At 67.7% G+C, this 15,536-nt stretch carries 13 protein-coding genes; 9 read left to right on the top strand and 4 right to left on the bottom strand.

Going from position 1 to position 15,536, the window contains the following annotated elements; all coding sequences use genetic code 11:
* Positions 1–141: 141 nt before the first annotated feature.
* On the top strand, positions 142–654 hold the full coding sequence (locus BLV94_RS34720) for a CGNR zinc finger domain-containing protein (protein WP_072946338.1): 513 nt from the start codon (positions 142–144) through the stop codon (positions 652–654).
* Positions 655–695: 41 nt separating this feature from the next.
* Here BLV94_RS34720 and BLV94_RS34715 read toward each other — a convergent pair whose 3' ends face one another.
* Complete coding sequence (locus BLV94_RS34715) at positions 696–1,889, bottom strand: LLM class flavin-dependent oxidoreductase (RefSeq protein ID WP_072946339.1); 1,194 nt, start codon at positions 1,887–1,889, stop codon at positions 696–698.
* Between the two features lie 135 nt (positions 1,890–2,024).
* Here BLV94_RS34715 and BLV94_RS34710 point away from each other — a divergent pair, with 135 nt between their 5' ends.
* From BLV94_RS34710 to BLV94_RS34700, 3 genes are all read left to right on the top strand, one after another.
* Positions 2,025–3,350, top strand: coding sequence for an MFS transporter (locus BLV94_RS34710; RefSeq protein ID WP_072946340.1), 1,326 nt, complete (start codon positions 2,025–2,027; stop codon positions 3,348–3,350).
* 107 nt (positions 3,351–3,457) lie between these two features.
* Entirely contained in the window at positions 3,458–4,162 is a 705-nt protein-coding gene (locus tag BLV94_RS34705; RefSeq protein ID WP_072946341.1) for a TetR/AcrR family transcriptional regulator, read from the top strand.
* Entirely contained in the window at positions 4,159–5,814 is a 1,656-nt protein-coding gene (locus tag BLV94_RS34700) for an FAD-binding dehydrogenase (RefSeq protein WP_072946342.1), read from the top strand. Before BLV94_RS34705 ends, BLV94_RS34700 begins: the two co-directional genes overlap by 4 nt.
* A 43-nt stretch (positions 5,815–5,857) precedes the next feature.
* Here BLV94_RS34700 and sfnG read toward each other — a convergent pair whose 3' ends face one another.
* A complete protein-coding gene (gene sfnG, locus BLV94_RS34695) occupies positions 5,858–6,973 on the bottom strand; it encodes a dimethylsulfone monooxygenase SfnG (protein WP_072946416.1) in 1,116 nt (371 codons plus the stop codon).
* A 100-nt stretch (positions 6,974–7,073) separates the two neighbouring features.
* Here sfnG and BLV94_RS34690 point away from each other — a divergent pair, with 100 nt between their 5' ends.
* The 3 genes from BLV94_RS34690 (at position 7,074) to BLV94_RS34680 (ending at position 10,850) form a co-directional block, all read left to right on the top strand.
* Positions 7,074–8,339, top strand: a complete 1,266-nt coding sequence (locus BLV94_RS34690; RefSeq protein ID WP_072946343.1) for an acyl-CoA dehydrogenase family protein — start codon at positions 7,074–7,076, stop codon at positions 8,337–8,339.
* Positions 8,336–9,559 (top strand): acyl-CoA dehydrogenase family protein, encoded by a 1,224-nt coding sequence (locus tag BLV94_RS34685; protein ID WP_072946344.1) that lies wholly within the window; start codon positions 8,336–8,338, stop codon positions 9,557–9,559. The genes BLV94_RS34690 and BLV94_RS34685 overlap by 4 nt, the downstream gene beginning before the upstream one ends.
* Before the next feature lie 79 nt (positions 9,560–9,638).
* The gene (locus BLV94_RS34680; RefSeq protein WP_072946345.1) at positions 9,639–10,850 is read left to right on the top strand and encodes an SfnB family sulfur acquisition oxidoreductase; all 1,212 of its coding nucleotides are present in this window, start codon (positions 9,639–9,641) and stop codon (positions 10,848–10,850) included.
* A gap of 60 nt (positions 10,851–10,910) precedes the next feature.
* Here the strand turns inward: BLV94_RS34680 and BLV94_RS34675 are convergent, their stop codons facing one another.
* Positions 10,911–12,383: a DUF4185 domain-containing protein gene (locus tag BLV94_RS34675; RefSeq protein ID WP_072946346.1), complete on the bottom strand. Its 1,473-nt coding sequence runs from the start codon at positions 12,381–12,383 to the stop codon at positions 10,911–10,913.
* A 220-nt stretch (positions 12,384–12,603) separates the two neighbouring features.
* The gene (locus BLV94_RS34670) at positions 12,604–13,653 is read right to left on the bottom strand and encodes an AraC family transcriptional regulator (RefSeq protein WP_072946347.1); all 1,050 of its coding nucleotides are present in this window, start codon (positions 13,651–13,653) and stop codon (positions 12,604–12,606) included.
* 138 nt (positions 13,654–13,791) lie between these two features.
* Between BLV94_RS34670 and BLV94_RS34665 the strand changes: the two genes are divergently transcribed.
* Positions 13,792–14,847, top strand: a complete 1,056-nt coding sequence (locus BLV94_RS34665) for a beta-keto acid cleavage family enzyme (protein ID WP_072946417.1) — start codon at positions 13,792–13,794, stop codon at positions 14,845–14,847.
* A 14-nt stretch (positions 14,848–14,861) separates the two neighbouring features.
* Positions 14,862–15,482: a carboxymuconolactone decarboxylase family protein gene (locus BLV94_RS51140; protein WP_072946348.1), complete on the top strand. Its 621-nt coding sequence runs from the start codon at positions 14,862–14,864 to the stop codon at positions 15,480–15,482.
* The last annotated feature ends 54 nt before the right edge of the window (positions 15,483–15,536 follow it).

Genomic DNA, 15,536 nt, shown 5'->3' with positions numbered 1-15,536 from the left:
GCCTCGACCAGCGACAACTGCCACCGACCGCACGCGCAGCCGAGGTAGGTGACCACGCCCGTGCTCGTTCGATGCCGGGATACTTCCTGCCAGTCGTGTTCGTGATGTTCGCTCATACACCCAGCGTGATGTAATGGCATTGTGCATCTCAACCCTTACGGAGAGTATGCGGTCACGCTCGCCGCCGACCTCGCGAATCACCCGCCCGATTCGACCGGCGAACTCGTCGGCCGATGCGTCGACGCCGGCATCGTCGTCGACTTCCCGGTCACCGACGACGACCTCGCCGAAGTACTCGCCATGCTCGATCGGTGGTCGGCGATCGCCGACGCCACGAGCGACGAAACCCGGGCCGAACAGGTCAACCTCCTGCTCACGAAGGCGTCCGCCTACCCGCGGCTGACCAACCACGCCGGCGACGGCTGGCACCTCCACTACCGCGACGACCAGCAGTCCCTCGCCGGCGTCCTCGAGGCGCTGTTCTCCGTCGGCACCGCGCTGCACCTCGTCGGCCGCGGCATGCATCGTCTCGGCCGCTGCGCGCTCGAGGAGTGCACCGCCATCTATGCCGACACCTCGCGCAACGGCCGTCAACGGTACTGCTCACCCAAGTGCGCGAACCGGGACGCCGTACGACGTCACCGGGCGCGCTGACTCGTGTGCGAAACCCTCCCCTGTCTACTCCCGCTACTCGACTACCGACTCGAGGACAGGAACGCCGTCGACCCCGACAGATCCCCGGGACGGTGGGTGCGGGACTGCACCAGACCGCGGCGTTCGAGGATCGGACGCACACCTTCGCCGAAGTTGAAGGCCTCTTCGAGGTGCGGGTAGCCGGAGAGGACGAAGTGGTCGAGTCCGAGCGCCGCGTACTCGGCGATGCGGTCGGCGACCTCCTCGTGGGAGCCGACCAGCGCGGTGCCCGCGCCGCCGCGGACCAGGCCGACCCCGGACCACAGGTTCGGGGCCACCTCGAGGGCGCGTGCGCCGGCGTCCTTCGAGTAGGCGCTCCCACCGCTGCGCAAATAGGCGGCACCGCCGCCGTGCAGTTCGCGCATGCGCCGCTGGCCCTCGGAACCCGAGCGGGCCAGGCTCTGCTGCGCCTGCTCGACGGTTGCCGGGTCGAGAGCGGACAGCAGGCGGTCGGCCTCGGCCCACGCCTCCTCGGACGTGTCGCGGCTGATCACGTGCAGCCGGATGCCGTAGTCGAGGGTGCGGCCCTGGACGTCGGCGAGGTCGCGGATCCAGGCGATCTTCCCGGCGACGGCACTCGGCGGCTCGCCCCAGGTGAGGTAGGTGTCGGCGAACTGGGACGCGACGGTGCCCGCGGCCGGCGACGACCCGCCGAAGAAGATCGGCGGCACCGGGTCGGGGATGCGCTGCAACTGGGCGTTCTCCACCCGGATGTACTCGCCCGCGTAGTCGACCGGTCCGGTTCCCGCCCACAGCTTTCGGATGACGTCGAGGAATTCGCCGCAACGGGCGTAGCGCTGACTCTTGTCGAGGTAGTCGCCGTAGGTGCGCTGTTCGTGGTCCTCACCGCCGGTCACGACGTTGAGCAGGAGCCGTCCCTGCGACTGCCACTGGAACGTCGCCGCCATCTGCGCGGCCAAGGTGGGGCTGAGCAGTCCGGGGCGCAGCGCGACCAGGAACTTCAGCGTCTCGGTGGTCTCCAGCATCATGGCCGTGGTGAGCCAGGCGTCCTCGCACCACGCACCGGTGGGCGTCAGGACCGATTCGAAACCGTTCGACTCCGCCGCTGCGCCGATCTGATTGAGGTATCGCAGCGTCGCGGGACGGTCTCCTGCCATGGAACTCCCGTGACCACCCGCCATCAGGTTGCGGGAATCACCGTAGGTGGGAAGGAACCAGTGGAAATGCAGAGACACGCGCGATCCTCTTGTCGACGACAGATGGGCAGCGCAGGCCAGTTCATCAACGACGGAGCCGGGCCGCGAGGGTTTCGATCACCGTGATTCAGAGTAGTGCTCGACCGCAGCCGGCAAGGTTACGGTCGCCGCGCTATGACTACGCTGTCCGACGCCCCGTACACATCCTCGAACGAATCCGACCTCGAACGGCGCAAGCGGCTCCGCACCGTCGTCGCCGCCAGCCTGCTGGGGACGACTGTCGAGTGGTACGACTTCTTCCTCTACGCGACGGCCGCCAGCCTGGTCTTCAACCAGCTGTTCTTCCCCGATCAGAGTTCGTTCGTCGGCACCATGCTGGCGTTCGCCACGTTCGCGGTCGGTTTCGTGGTCCGGCCGATCGGCGGAGTCGTCTTCGGCCACATCGGCGACCGCATCGGACGGAAGAAGACGCTCGCACTCACCATGTTCATCATGGGCGTCGCCACCGCCCTGATGGGTGTGCTGCCGACGGCCGCACAGGTCGGGGTGATCGCGCCGATCCTGCTGCTCCTGCTCCGCATCCTGCAGGGATTCGCACTGGGCGGCGAATGGGCGGGCGCCGTGCTCCTCGCCGTCGAACACAGCCCCGCGAAGAAGCGCGGCATCTTCGGCAGCATCCCCCAGATCGGCCTGGCGCTGGGCCTGGCCCTGGGCACCGGCGTCTTCGCCGCACTGCAGGTGATCTTCGACGACGGCCAGTTCCTCACCTACGGATGGCGAATTGCCTTCCTGCTGAGCCTGATCCTCGTCTTCGTCGGATTCGTGGTCCGCCTGAAGGTCGAGGAGACTCCCGCGTTCCAGGAGGTTCACGACCTCTCGAAGCGCTCCTCCGCTCCGCTGAAGGATGTGTTCCGCGGCCGGGTGCGCCGGGGCACCGTCCTCGGCCTGCTCTCGCGTTGGGGCGAGGGCGCCGCGTTCAACACCTGGGGCGTCTTCGCGATCACCTACGCCACCAAGAACCTGGAATTCGCCAAGATTCCCGTCCTCCTCGTCGTCACCGTCGCCGCGACGGTCATGGCGGTGCTCCTGCCCTTCTCCGGCCTGCTGGTCGACCGGTACGGGGCCAAACGGATCTACCTCATCGGGATCGGGGCCTACGGACTCGCGGTCTTCCCCGCGTTCGCCCTGTTCGGGACGGAGAACCTCGTCCTGTTCGGCGTCGCGATGGTGCTGGTGTTCGGCGTCATCCATGCCCTCTTCTACGGCGCGCAGGGCACGCTGTACGCGAGCCTTTACCCCACCGAGATCCGCTACACCGGACTGTCCGTCGTGTATCAGTTCTCCGGGATCTACGCGTCGGGCGTCACGCCGATGATCCTCACCGCCCTCATCGCGGTCGGGGGCGGAACCCCCTGGCTGGCCTGCGGCTACCTCGCCGCCACCTCGGTCGTCAGCGTCGTGGCGACCGCCCTGATCCGAAAGCAGGACCTCTACCTCTGAGACCGCCCAACTTTCCGAACGGGCTCTGACGGCCATGTTCGATACACCAGTGTATCCGATACGCTAGTGTATCGACGGTTGCTGTCGACCCGATCGGAGGAGAGGCCATGCCGACGTCACCGGCGCACTCCTCCGAGCCTGCCACCAGCACACCCCGGAAGGTGACGAAACGGCGCGGCCAGACTCGGCGGCGACTGCTCGACGCCGCCGTCGAGGTGTTCGCCGAAAACGGGTTCGGACGGTCGACGGTCGAGCAGATCTGCGAACGCGGCGGCTATACCCGCGGCGCCTTCTACTCCAACTTCGCGTCGCTGGACGAGATGTTCTTCGCCATGTGGGAACAGCGCTCCAGCGCGATGCTCGCGCAGATCCGGCTGGCCGCCGACTCGTCGAGCATCGACCTCTCCGGGCTCACGCCTGCCGAAAAACTGCGCGCCGGCACCGAACTGGTGCTCGGCGTCGTCCCCGTCGACGACCAGTGGTACCGGATCAACGCGGAATTCACCGCCCACGCCCTGCGCAACCCGTCGCTGAAGAAGGCACTCGCAGCCCGCGAAGACACGATTCTCGACACCATCGTGCCCATCCTCGAGAAAGCTCTGCACAGACTCGGGCGCCGCATCGCCGGCGATCCCCGGGTGCTCGGCCGCGCGCTCGTGGCGCTGCACGACGGCACCAGCGTCCAGTGCCTGATCGAGGACGAGAACGCCGCCGCCCGGGAACTGCGCCTCGAACTGTTCACCCGAGTCGTAACCGCCTACACCGAACCCGCCACCCACACCCACACACACCGGAAAGAGGGGTCCTCGTGACCGAACAGGCTGATGTGATCGTCGTCGGCGCCGGACTGGCCGGACTCGTCGCCACCTACGAGATGGTCAAGGCCGGCCGGAAAGTCCTCGTCGTCGACCAGGAGAGTTCGGCGAACCTCGGCGGCCAGGCCTTCTGGTCGCTCGGCGGCCTGTTCCTCGTCGACAGCCCCGAACAGCGGCGCCTCGGCATCAAGGACTCGTACGAACTGGCGATCCAGGACTGGATGGGCACCGCCGCCTTCGACCGCGAGCGCGAAGACCAGTGGCCGCGGCTGTGGGCGCAGGCGTACGTCGAATTCGCGGCCGGCGAGAAGCGGCAGTACCTCCACGACCTCGGACTGCGCCTGATGCCGAACGTCGGGTGGGCCGAACGCGGACGCGGATCCGCTCTCGGGCAGGGCAATTCCGTTCCGCGTTTCCACATCACCTGGGGTACCGGCCCGGGTGTCGTCGAGGTCTTCCTCACCCGCGTCGTCGCCGCGTCGAAGCGGGGACTCGTCACGTTCAAGCACCGTCACCAGGTCGACGAGATCGTCGTCACCGACGGCGCCGCCACCGGTGTGCGCGGCACCGTCCTCGAACCGTCCACCGAGGCACGCGGTGTGAAGAGTTCGCGAACCGCGGTCGGGGAGTTCGAATTCTCCGCGCAGGCCGTGGTCGTCACGTCCGGCGGCATCGGCGGGAACCCCGAACTGGTCAAGAAGAATTGGCCCGCACGACTCGGCAAGGCCCCCGAGAACATGCTCGCCGGTGTCCCCGCGCACGTCGACGGCCGCATGCTCGAGATCACCGAGAACGCCGGCGGCAACATCGTCAACCGCGACCGCATGTGGCACTACACCGAGGGCATCCAGAACTGGGACCCGATCTGGCCCAACCACGGCATCCGCATCATCCCCGGCCCGTCGTCGATGTGGTTCGACGGCAACGGCAACCGCCTGCCCAGCCCCAACTTCCCCGGTTTCGACACCATGGGCACCCTCGAGCACATCATGAACAGCGGCCACCACCACACCTGGTTCGTCCTCGACCAGAAGATCATCGAGAAGGAATTCGCGCTGTCGGGGTCCGAGCAGAACCCCGACATCACCGGCCGCGATTTCAAACTCCTCGCCGAACGACTCAAGAAGGGCGCCCCCGGCCCCGTCGAGGCGTTCAAGCAGCACGGCGCCGACTTCGTCGTCCGCGACAACCTCCGCGACCTCGTCGACGGCATGAACGCCCTCACCCCCGACGCACCGCTGAAGTACGAGGACCTCGAACGCGAAATCGTGGCCCGCGACCGGGAGGTGAAGAACTCCTACACCAAGGACTTCCAGGTCATGGCGATCCGCAACGCCCGGAACCTGCTGGCCGACAAGATCACCCGCGTCGTGAGCCCGCACGAGTTGCTCGACCCCAAGAACGGTCCCCTCATCGCGGTCCGGCTGCACCTGCTCACCCGCAAGACCCTCGGCGGCCTCGAGACCAACCTCGACTCGCAGGTGATCCGGCCCGACGGCACCCCGTTCGAGGGTCTCTACGCCGCTGGTGAGGTCGCCGGATTCGGTGGTGGCGGCGTCCACGGGTACAGCGCACTCGAGGGCACCTTCCTCGGTGGCTGCATCTTCTCCGGCCGGGCCGCAGGTCGCGCGCTGGCCCGCCGGCTGTAGGCTGCTCCGCCGCCCGTGCGTGCGTAACGAGTCCCTGAACTCCTTAACCACTCACGGGCGCAAGCCTCTCGGACGCCTCCAGTTCGCGGACCAGCGGCAGGACGTTGGCCCCGAAGTATTCGATCTCCTCCTGGAAGTGCAGGAAACCGCCCAGGATGAGGTCGACTCCGCGACGGCGGTATTCGACGATGCGCTCGGCGACCTGCTCCGGCGTGCCGATCAGCTGTGTGCGGAAGCCGTCGTTGTACTGGACGAGATCCTCGAACGTGGAGTCGGCCCACATTCCCGACTTGTCGGCGGTGGACGCGCCCGCCTGCTGGACGGCGGACCGGAAGCCCTCGACCGCCGGTTTGTTGGCCTTCTCGATGATTTCGCGGAGGGTGTCGCGGGCTTCCTTCTCGGTGTCGCGGGCGATGATGAACCCGTTGAGCCCGAACTTCACTTCCCGGTCGTGTTCGCGCGCCACCCGTCGTACGTCGTCGATCTGTTCGGTGATGCCGTCGTAGTCCTTGCCGTTGCTGAAGTACCAGTCGGAGTACCGGCCCGCGTTCTGTCTCGCGGCGGCGGAGTTTCCGCCCTGGAACAGTTCGGGGTTCGGGCGGTCGGGCGTGTTCAGCGGTTTCGGCTTCAGGGTGAAGTCGTGGATGCGGTAGAAGTCGCCGCGGAAGTCGACGTCGTCCTCGGTCCAGATCTTGCGGAGCACCTGCAGGAACTCGGCGCTGCGCCGGTACCGCTCGTCGTGCTCGAGCCACGGCTCCCCGAGGTGGGTGAACTCGTCCTTGAACCAGCCGCTCACGACGTTGACGGCGAACCGGCCGTTCGACAGGTGGTCGGCGGTGGCTCCCAATTTCGCCAGCACGGCGGGCTGCCACAGACCGGGGTGGACTGCGGCGATCACCTTCAGTCGCTCGGTGGCGAGCAGGAGCGCGAGGCTGAAGCTCGTCGACTCGTGCTGGAATTCGGCCCCGTAGCTGGCCTCGTACCGGACCTGGCTGAGCGCGTACTCGAACCCGTTGTTCTCGGCGGTCTGGGCGAGTTTCTTGTTGTACTCGTAGTCCCAGCTGGTGCGCTGTTCGATGTCGGACGTGACCAGCCCGCCACTGACGTTGGGCACCCAGTAGGCGAACTTGATCTGCTCAGCGATGTGTTCGGTTGACATACCCAGCATGGAACCCGCCGGCCCGGCAGACGCCCACCCTTCCAATCAGCGCGCGTCCAACCCTTCACCGGGCTCGCGGGACCGTGTGAGGTTCGACGGCATGACAGCCGTACAGGAACGAAGAGCTGCACAGCCCATCGCGAGCGAGACCGACTACGGCACGCTCGCCGCCCGGTTCCGCCCCCTCTTCGCCGACATCGCCGAAGGTGTGGTGGAACGCGAACGCGACCACGTCCTCCCCTACGAGCAGATCGACGCCCTGAAGAAGGCCGGTTTCGGGGCGGTGCGCGTGCCGACATCCCACGGCGGGTCGGGCGCGAGCATCCCCCAGCTGTTCCGGCTGCTCGTCGAACTGTCCGCGGCGGATTCCAACGTCACGCAGGCCCTGCGCGGACATTTCGCGTTCGTCGAGGACCGCCTCGTCGCCGCCGACGGTCCCGACCGCGACACGTGGCTTCGGCGATTCGCGGACGGTCAGCTGGTCGGCAACGCGTGGACCGAGATCGGCGACGTTCCGCTCGGCGAGGCGAACACCAAGGTGTCCCCCGTCCCCGGTGAGGCCCACTTCTTCGCGAACGGGACGAAGTACTACAGCACCGGTTCGATCTTCGCCGACTGGATCGACCTGTACTCGCAGCGCACCGACACCGGCGCGTTCGTGATCGCCGCGGTCGAGGCGCGTCAGCCTGCCGTCACGCACAGCGACGACTGGAACGGTTTCGGCCAGCAGACCACCGGTTCGGGCACGTCGACGTACGAGAACGCGATCGTCCAGCCGGAGAACATCTTCGACTTCTCCACCCGGTTCAAGTATCAGACCGCGTTCTACCAGTTGTTCCACCTCGCCACGCTCGCGGGCATCGCGCGGGCGGCGACGGACGTGATCGCCCGCCGGGTGGCGGCCCGCACCCGCACGTTCAGCCACGGCAACGCCCCCACCTATGCGCAGGACGCGCAGATCCAGCAGGTGGTGGGCGAGGTGTCGGCCGCGGCGCATGCCGCCGAGGCGATCGCACTGCACGCGGCGGAACCCGCCCAGTGGGCGTACGAGGCCGCGTTCACCGGCAGCCCGGACGAGGAGAAGTCAGCCAACATCGCCGCCGAGATCGCGTCGGCCCAGGGCCAGATCTCCGCCACCGCGCTCGTCGTCCCCGCCACCGCCACGATCTTCGACGCACTCGGCGCGTCCGGGGTCAGCCGCGACTGGGACCTCGACCGCTTCTGGCGGAATGCACGCACCGTCGCCAGCCACAACCCCGTGGTGTTCAAGGCCAAGGTGGTCGGCGACTACGAGATCAACGGAACCGAACCCGTCTACGTGTGGGCCATCGGCACCGCACCGAGCGCAGAGGGAGACAAGGCATGACCGTCATCACCGAACAGAAGATCTGGTCGGACGCCCCGGCCACCGCCGACGGCTGGATCGCGCGTGCGCGTGAGGTGAGCGCGATCCTCGCGCGCGACGCCGTCGAACGCGACCGCGCCGGCGGTGCACCGTTCGACGAAGTCCGGCTCCTCAAGGACAGCGGGCTCGTCACCCTGCTCGGGCCCACCGAATTCGGTGGCGCCGGACAGCCGTGGGAGACCGCCTACCAGGTGGTCCGCGAGATCGCGCGCGGCGACGGCTCCCTCGGACAGTTGCTCGGCTACCACTACCTGTGGGCGTGGGCCGTGCGACTCGTGGGCACCGCACCGCAGATCGGGGCCGTCGAGGAGTTGTACACGAGCAACCGCTTCCTGTTCGGTGGGGCGGTCAACCCGCGCGACACCGACCTCACGATCGTCGACCGCGGGGATACGCTCGTCTACAACGGGGAGAAGTCGTTCTCGACGGGCGGCCGCGCCACCGACCTCACCGTGCTCGAGGGCATCATCGAGGGCACGGCCACACACGTGTTCGCGATCGTGCCGACGGCGCAGGACGGCATCGTGTTCCGGGGTGACTGGGACAATCTCGGGCAACGCCTCACCGACTCCGGCACGGTCGAGATCAACGACGTCGAGGTGGACTGGTCCGGGGCGGCCGGGTTCGTGGACAAGGAGTTCCAGCCCCTCGTCTACAACACGCTGAACTTCCCCGCGCTCGAGATTGTGTTCGCCAACTTCTATGTCGGCATCGCCCGCGGCGCACTCGACACCGCGGCCGACTACACCCGGACCCGGACCCGTCCGTGGCCGTACGGCGGCGACGACAAGGAACTGGCGACCGACGAGTGGTACCTGCGCGAGGGCTACGGCGACCTGCAGTCGAAGCTGTGGGCGGCGGAGGCGTTCGTCGATCAGGTGAACCGCGAGGCGAACGCGGTGCTGCACGACGCGCGGGAAAACCTCACCGAACAGGCGCGCGGGGATCTCGCCGTCCGTATCGCCGCCGCCAAGATCCGCGCCGCCGACGTCGCCCTCGAGATCGGCACCAAGGTGTTCGAACTGACCGGTGCGCGTGCCACGTCCAACACGGTGGGTCTCGACATCTTCTGGCGGAACGTGCGGACGCACACCCTGCACGATCCCGTCGCGTACAAGCGGCGCGAGGTGGGCGGCCACCTGCTGACCGGCGAACTTCCCGAACCCACCTGGTACACATAACGATTCCGAACCCCGAGTCCGGCCACCCGTCGACGGTGGCCGGATTCGGTGCGTCCGCACCACCGACCCACGGAGAACCATGACCGCCGTCCAGAACGCCCACCGCATCAGCGACGAGGCCGAAGCCCTCACCGTCGCCGCCGATCTCGCCGCACACCTCGCCGAGGAGGCGGCAGCGCGCGATTCCGGGCGACAGCTGCCGCACGAACAGGTGCGGGCGCTCGCCGCGTCCGGACTGCTCGCGCTCGGCGTTCCCCGCGAGCACGGCGGCATCGACGCGCGGACCGAAACCCTCGCCGAGGTGTTCCGGCTTCTCGCCGAGGGCGATCCGAGCATCGCCCAGATCCCGCACAGCCACTACACGTTCCTCGAGGTGCTGCGCCATCAGGGCACACCGGCGCAGCAGGAGTTCTTCTACTCCGAGGTGCTTGCGGGGCGCCAGTTCGCCAACGCCCAGAGCGAGCGCGGAACGAAAACGATCGACATCGACGCCACGACCCTCACCGAACAGGACGGGGACTTCGTCGTCGACGGTCGCAAGTACTACAGCACGGGCGCGCTGTTCGCCGACTGGATCGCGGTGCGGGCCACGGTCCCCGGGAAGACGACGCCGGCGGGGAAACCCGCCAAGGCCGTCGCCTACCTGCCGCGGACCGCCGCCGGACTGTCGATCGTCGACGACTGGGACGGCATGGGGCAGAAGACCACCGCGAGCGGAACCGTCACCCTCGACGCCGTCCGGGTGCCCGCGTTCCACGTCGTGCCGTTCTCCCCCATCTTCGACGCACCGACCACCTACGGCTCGCAGGCGCAGATCCTGCACGCCGCCATCGACGCCGGGATCGCCGCGGCCGCGTTGAACGAGGGCGTGCGCGCCGCCCGCCGGGCGAGGCCCTACTTCGAGGCGGGCGTCACCGACGCCGTCGACGATCCCCTGCTGATCCAACTGGCCGGAGAGGCCGCGGTCGGCGTCCGGTCCGCGACGGCACTGCTCCGGGAGGGTGCCCGCAGCATCGACGCGGCGCGGCGCAATTTGACCGAGCAGACCGCCGCCGTCGCGTCGATCGACGCCGCCGCGGCCAAGGTCGCTGCCGCACGCGCGTCCCTCGAGGCGTCGAGCGTGCTGTTCGAACTGGGCGGCACCCGCAGTGCGTCGGACACGTCCAACCTGTCGCGGTACTGGCGCGACGCCCGCACCCACACACTGCACGACCCCACGCGGTGGAAGATCCAGCACATCGGCCGGTGGACGCTGTCGAGCACCGTCCCGCCCCGGCACGGCCTGCTGTAGGCGGCTCCGCCGCCCGTGCGCCTTTCTGGTTGCGGGAGCTACCAAAAAGGCGCACGGGTGCTACGCGCCTAGATCCGCCTTCATCAGGAAGACGTTGTAGTCCGACCAGGTCGACATGGTGAAGTACAGTTCGTCGCCGCTGGACCACGGGTGGATGAAGCCGCCGTACAGTTCCGGGTATTCGGCGGCGCTGACCATCGGCGCCCCGCCGGACCAGGCGCCCTGCGGCGAGTCGGACTCACGGAGCACGATGGCCGCCTTGGACGTGTCGAGGTAGGTCATCTGCCACTTGCCGGTGGCTTCCTCGTAGCGCACGGACAGTTCGGCGGCGGGGGCGTCCACGATCGGCGTCGCCTCCGTGTAGCCACCGACCGGCGTCCAATTACCGTTCTGCCAGTACTGGTACGCGGACGTGTTGAGCACGTCGGCGGCCGGGACGCGCGCCAGACCGATGGCGCCGAGCCTCGTGTTGGGGGTGCCGAACATGTACACGAAGTCGCCGGCGGGGACCATCGACGCGACCTGGAACTTGGTGACCCCGAAGATGTTGTCCCACTTCGCGTACGGGTCCTTGGTCCACGTCGATCCGCCGTCGTCGGAGTAAGCGATGCCGCCGTAGTTCGTCCACCACGTGGCCGGGATGCTGTTCCAGGTGCGGATCGACATGTAGCTCATGTACTGCCGGTTCCCGACGGCGAAACCGGACGTCGGGATGGTGGTGATCTCGATGTTGTCGAGTTTGCGGCTGTCGAGCAGTTCCGCCGCGTGGCACCGGCTGTCCTGGACCATGCTGTCGAGGCTCATGCCATCGGACAGGTTGCGGTCGGAGCTGAAACCGAGGACGTTGCTGCGCCAGTCGTCGCCCTGGCCGCCGGGCGGCTGGAATCCCTTGCCGACGGTGTCACCGAACGCGACGGCGACCTGGTCGGGGGCGCTCTCCCAGATGATGCCGAGGTCGGTGCCGTTGACCTGGTAGCGCTTGTCGGTGCGGCTGACCGAGCCGGCGCCGGTCACCTTCGCCACGCGGGTCACGTCGCCGATCTTCGGGGTGGCCGGGGCCGCGCGGCGCGGTGCCTCCTCGGTCGCGGGGTGGACGAGGGGCGGCGGCGGGGGCAATTGGATGTCGGCGCCCGGCACGGGAATGCCGAAGTGGAAGGGCGTGAACTTCACGCTGACGTCCGGGATGTTCAGCTCGCTCGACAGGTTTCCCGGGGCATGGTCGGTCTCGTCGGTGAGATCGGGGCACGGATCGGTGCACGTGTCGGCGGGCAACGCCTGCGAGACGCGGACGGGGTCCGTGACCGGGGCGGGATAGGGCACCGTCGTGATCTTCGGGTACGGGATCGGGATCTCGAGCTTGTCCGGGATGAGCGAGTGCGTCTCGTTCGACACCTCGCTCGCGCAGGGTCCGCTGCCCGGAAGACCGTTGGATACCCGCTCGGGTTCCGCGACGGCGGCGTTCTGGTTGGAGTAGGCGATCATGCCTGAACCGATCGCCACAGCCGCGACCGACGCGACCCACCTCTTCGACATTCCCCGACCCCTCCGTCAACTCCGGCCACACCCGGCGAGGGGAACATAACATCGCCCTTCTACGCTCGCCGGTTACCACACGCCATACCTGGCGGTAACATTTGCGTCCCGATCCGGAAACCGCTGTGACTCCATCCCCGGGCGCACGTTCACCGCGCCGCGATCCGCCCGAAGCCACTGCGGTTCAGAGGCTTCGGGAGTTCTCCTCCGGTGTCCGACATCACTGCCCGCCCGCGGGTGACCCGTCGTCCCGACGACCGCGGCGCCATTGCAGCGGCGGGATGTCGTGCCAACGCCGGAACGCGCGGCTGAACGCACTCTGGTTCCGGTACCCGAGCAGCCGGCTCACTTCGACGAGCGGCAGGTCCGTCTGGGACAGGAACTGTTCCGCGAGGTCGCGGCGGGTCTGATCGACCACCGCCTCGAACGTCGTTCCCGCGCGGGCGAGGTGCCGATACAGGGTGATGCGGTGGACGGAGAACAGCTGCGCCACCTGGTCGACGCTGCAGTCTCCGGCGTGCAGCGATTCCTCGACGGCCCGGCGAACCTGGCCCACAACGTCCTTCCCCGTCCCGGTCTGCAACTGCTGCAGATGCCCGTGGAAGAAGCGCTGCAGGGTGGGATCGGTTCCCGAGACCGGCTGCTGCAGCACTTCTTCCGGAAACAGCACCTCGTGCCGCGGTTCGTCGAAATGGATTGGTGCACCGAAGAATCGGCGGTAGACGTCGGACGACGCCGGCTCACGGTACGAGATGCGGACCAACGTCGGCCGCCACGGCCGTGCGAGAAGGATTTCGAGGATCTTCACGTAGGCCGCGAGATACGCCGTCAGCAATTGCTCGCGCCCCGGGAACAGGCCGTCGAGAGTGAGCGACAGGCCGGCGTAGCCGCGCTCGACGGTCAGCGCCACGGTGATCCCCCGGTACCAGATGGGGCTGAACCGGGCCACCGCGTCGAGGGCCTGCCCGACAGTGTCGGCATTCGTGACGAGGAATCGCAGCGGCCCGGTGTTCTCGAGCGACGCGAACTGCCCCAGCAGCAGCCCGAGGTGGTCACAGCCCGTCTCGATCGCCGCGGCGTGCAGGATCCGGCCGTGTGTCTCGATCGGCAGCGACCGCAGGGGTTGCCCGGTCAGGAGTTCCGCGGTGACGCCGTACGACTCGAGCAGGGGCCACGCGTCCGCGCCGAAACTGCCCATCACCTTCGGCAGGTTGGCGAGCGCGCCCACGGGAATCGACCGGGCCCGCAGGCCCGTGTTCTCACCGGCCATGACTGCCCGTTCGCCAGCTGCAACGCATAGGTAAATAGTAGTTACGTAGAGATAAATAGTCAGGTGTGATGCGCATTACCTTGAGTTCTCGACAGGGCAGACGAGCAGGAGATCTGCCCCTGAACCCGAGGGATGAACATGCACTTTCTCGACGACAGCCTGTACCCCGAAAACCAGGAGAAGCTGGTCATCCAGGTCGCGCCGTACGGTCCGCAGTGGCTGCCGACCGACTCCGACGACATCGCGGTCACCATGGACGCCCAGATCCAGAAGGCCGTCGACTGTTTCAATGCCGGCGCCTCCGTGCTGCACGTCCACGTCCGCGAGGAAGACGGCAAGGGCTCCAAGAAGCTGTCCAAGTTCAACGAGATGCTGGGCCTGCTCCGCGAGGCGGTCCCGGAGATGGTCCTCCAGGTGGGCGGATCAATCTCCTTCGCACCCGAGAACGAGGGCCAGGCCGCCACGTGGCTCGACTACGACACCCGCCACATGCTGGCCGAGCTGGACCCGGCGCCCGACCAGGTGACCGTCGCCGTCAACACCAGCCAGATGAATATCGTCGAACTGCTCACCGAGGACGACGTCCAGGGCACGATCCTGGAGAACCCTCAGTACGTCCAGGCGTACACCGAGATGGTGTCGGACGCGCGCCCCTCCTTCTACATCGAACACCTCGAACGGCTGGCCAAGTCGGGGATCCAGCCCCACTTCATGCTCGGCCACGTCCACCAGCTCGAGTCGGTGGAACGGCTCATCCGGAAGGGTCTGTACCAGGGCCCGCTGATCCTCAACTACGTGGCGATCGGCGGCGGCGCGGCCGGGTTCAACCCGGCCGACCTCATGGAGTTCGTCCGCCGCACCCCCGACGGAGCCGTGCTCACGGTGGAGAGCGCGATGCGTGCGGTGCTGCCGATGAACGCGATGGCCATCGCGATGGGGCTGCACGTCCGGGTCGGCATCGAGGACAACCTGTGGGGCCGCAAGGGCGAACGCATCACGTCGGTGGAGCAGATCGAGCAGACCGTGCGCCTCGCCCGCGAACTCGGTCGTGACATCGCCGACGGCACGGAGGCCCGCAGGATCTACAAGATCGGCGAGACCTACGGCAGCACCGACGAGACGATCGCGAAGCTGGGCATGGCCCCGAACCGGCGCGTCGGCCAGCGGGGCTTCACCGTCCCCGGCGTCGCCTGAATCGGTAGGCAGCAATGGATCATTCCACGCTCGACCCGAAGCTTGCCGCCTTCGTCCGACTGAAGATCGACGTGTCGGCCACGCACCTGTACGCGCCCGGCGTCCGCAGGCACATCAAGACCGCGATCGAACTCGGCGCCACCCGCGAGGAACTGCTCGAGGTGATCAAGCTGTCGGCGGTGATCGGGATCCACTCCTGCGCAACCGGTGTGCCGATCCTGGCCCAGGAACTCGTCCACGCCGGTCGCCAGTCGGCTCCCCCGGAATCGACGCACCCGACACCCGTCTGCGACGGGCTGCGGGCACAGAACCAGTTCAATCCCCTGTGGGAAACCCTCTACAACTGGGACCGGGTCTGGCTCGAGAAGTTCCTCGCGATGGGCGCCGGCATCTGGCGCGACAACATCCTTCCCCCACTGTGGATCGAATTGCTCTGCATCGCCGGCGATGCCGCGCTGACCCACATGTACTCCCCGGGCACACGCAGGCACATCGCGACCGCGCTCGCGCTCGGCGCCGACCGCGCACAAATCGACGAGGTCCTGCGGATCGTCGCCGAGCAGGGCCAGGAGTCCTACGAATTCGCCCTGCCGATCCTGGAGCAGGAACTGCGCAACCAGGCCGTCGGCGTCTGACACGCCCACCGCCGTCCCCTCCCGACGCGCACGATTCCGTGCCAGTGAAAGAGA

Origin of the sequence: Rhodococcus koreensis, assembly GCF_900105905.1 — a bacterium.
Classification (GTDB): Bacteria; Actinomycetota; Actinomycetes; order Mycobacteriales; family Mycobacteriaceae; genus Rhodococcus_F; species Rhodococcus_F koreensis.
The sequence above is the reverse complement of the archived record's forward strand: the minus strand, read 5'-3'. Positions and strand labels throughout refer to the sequence as shown.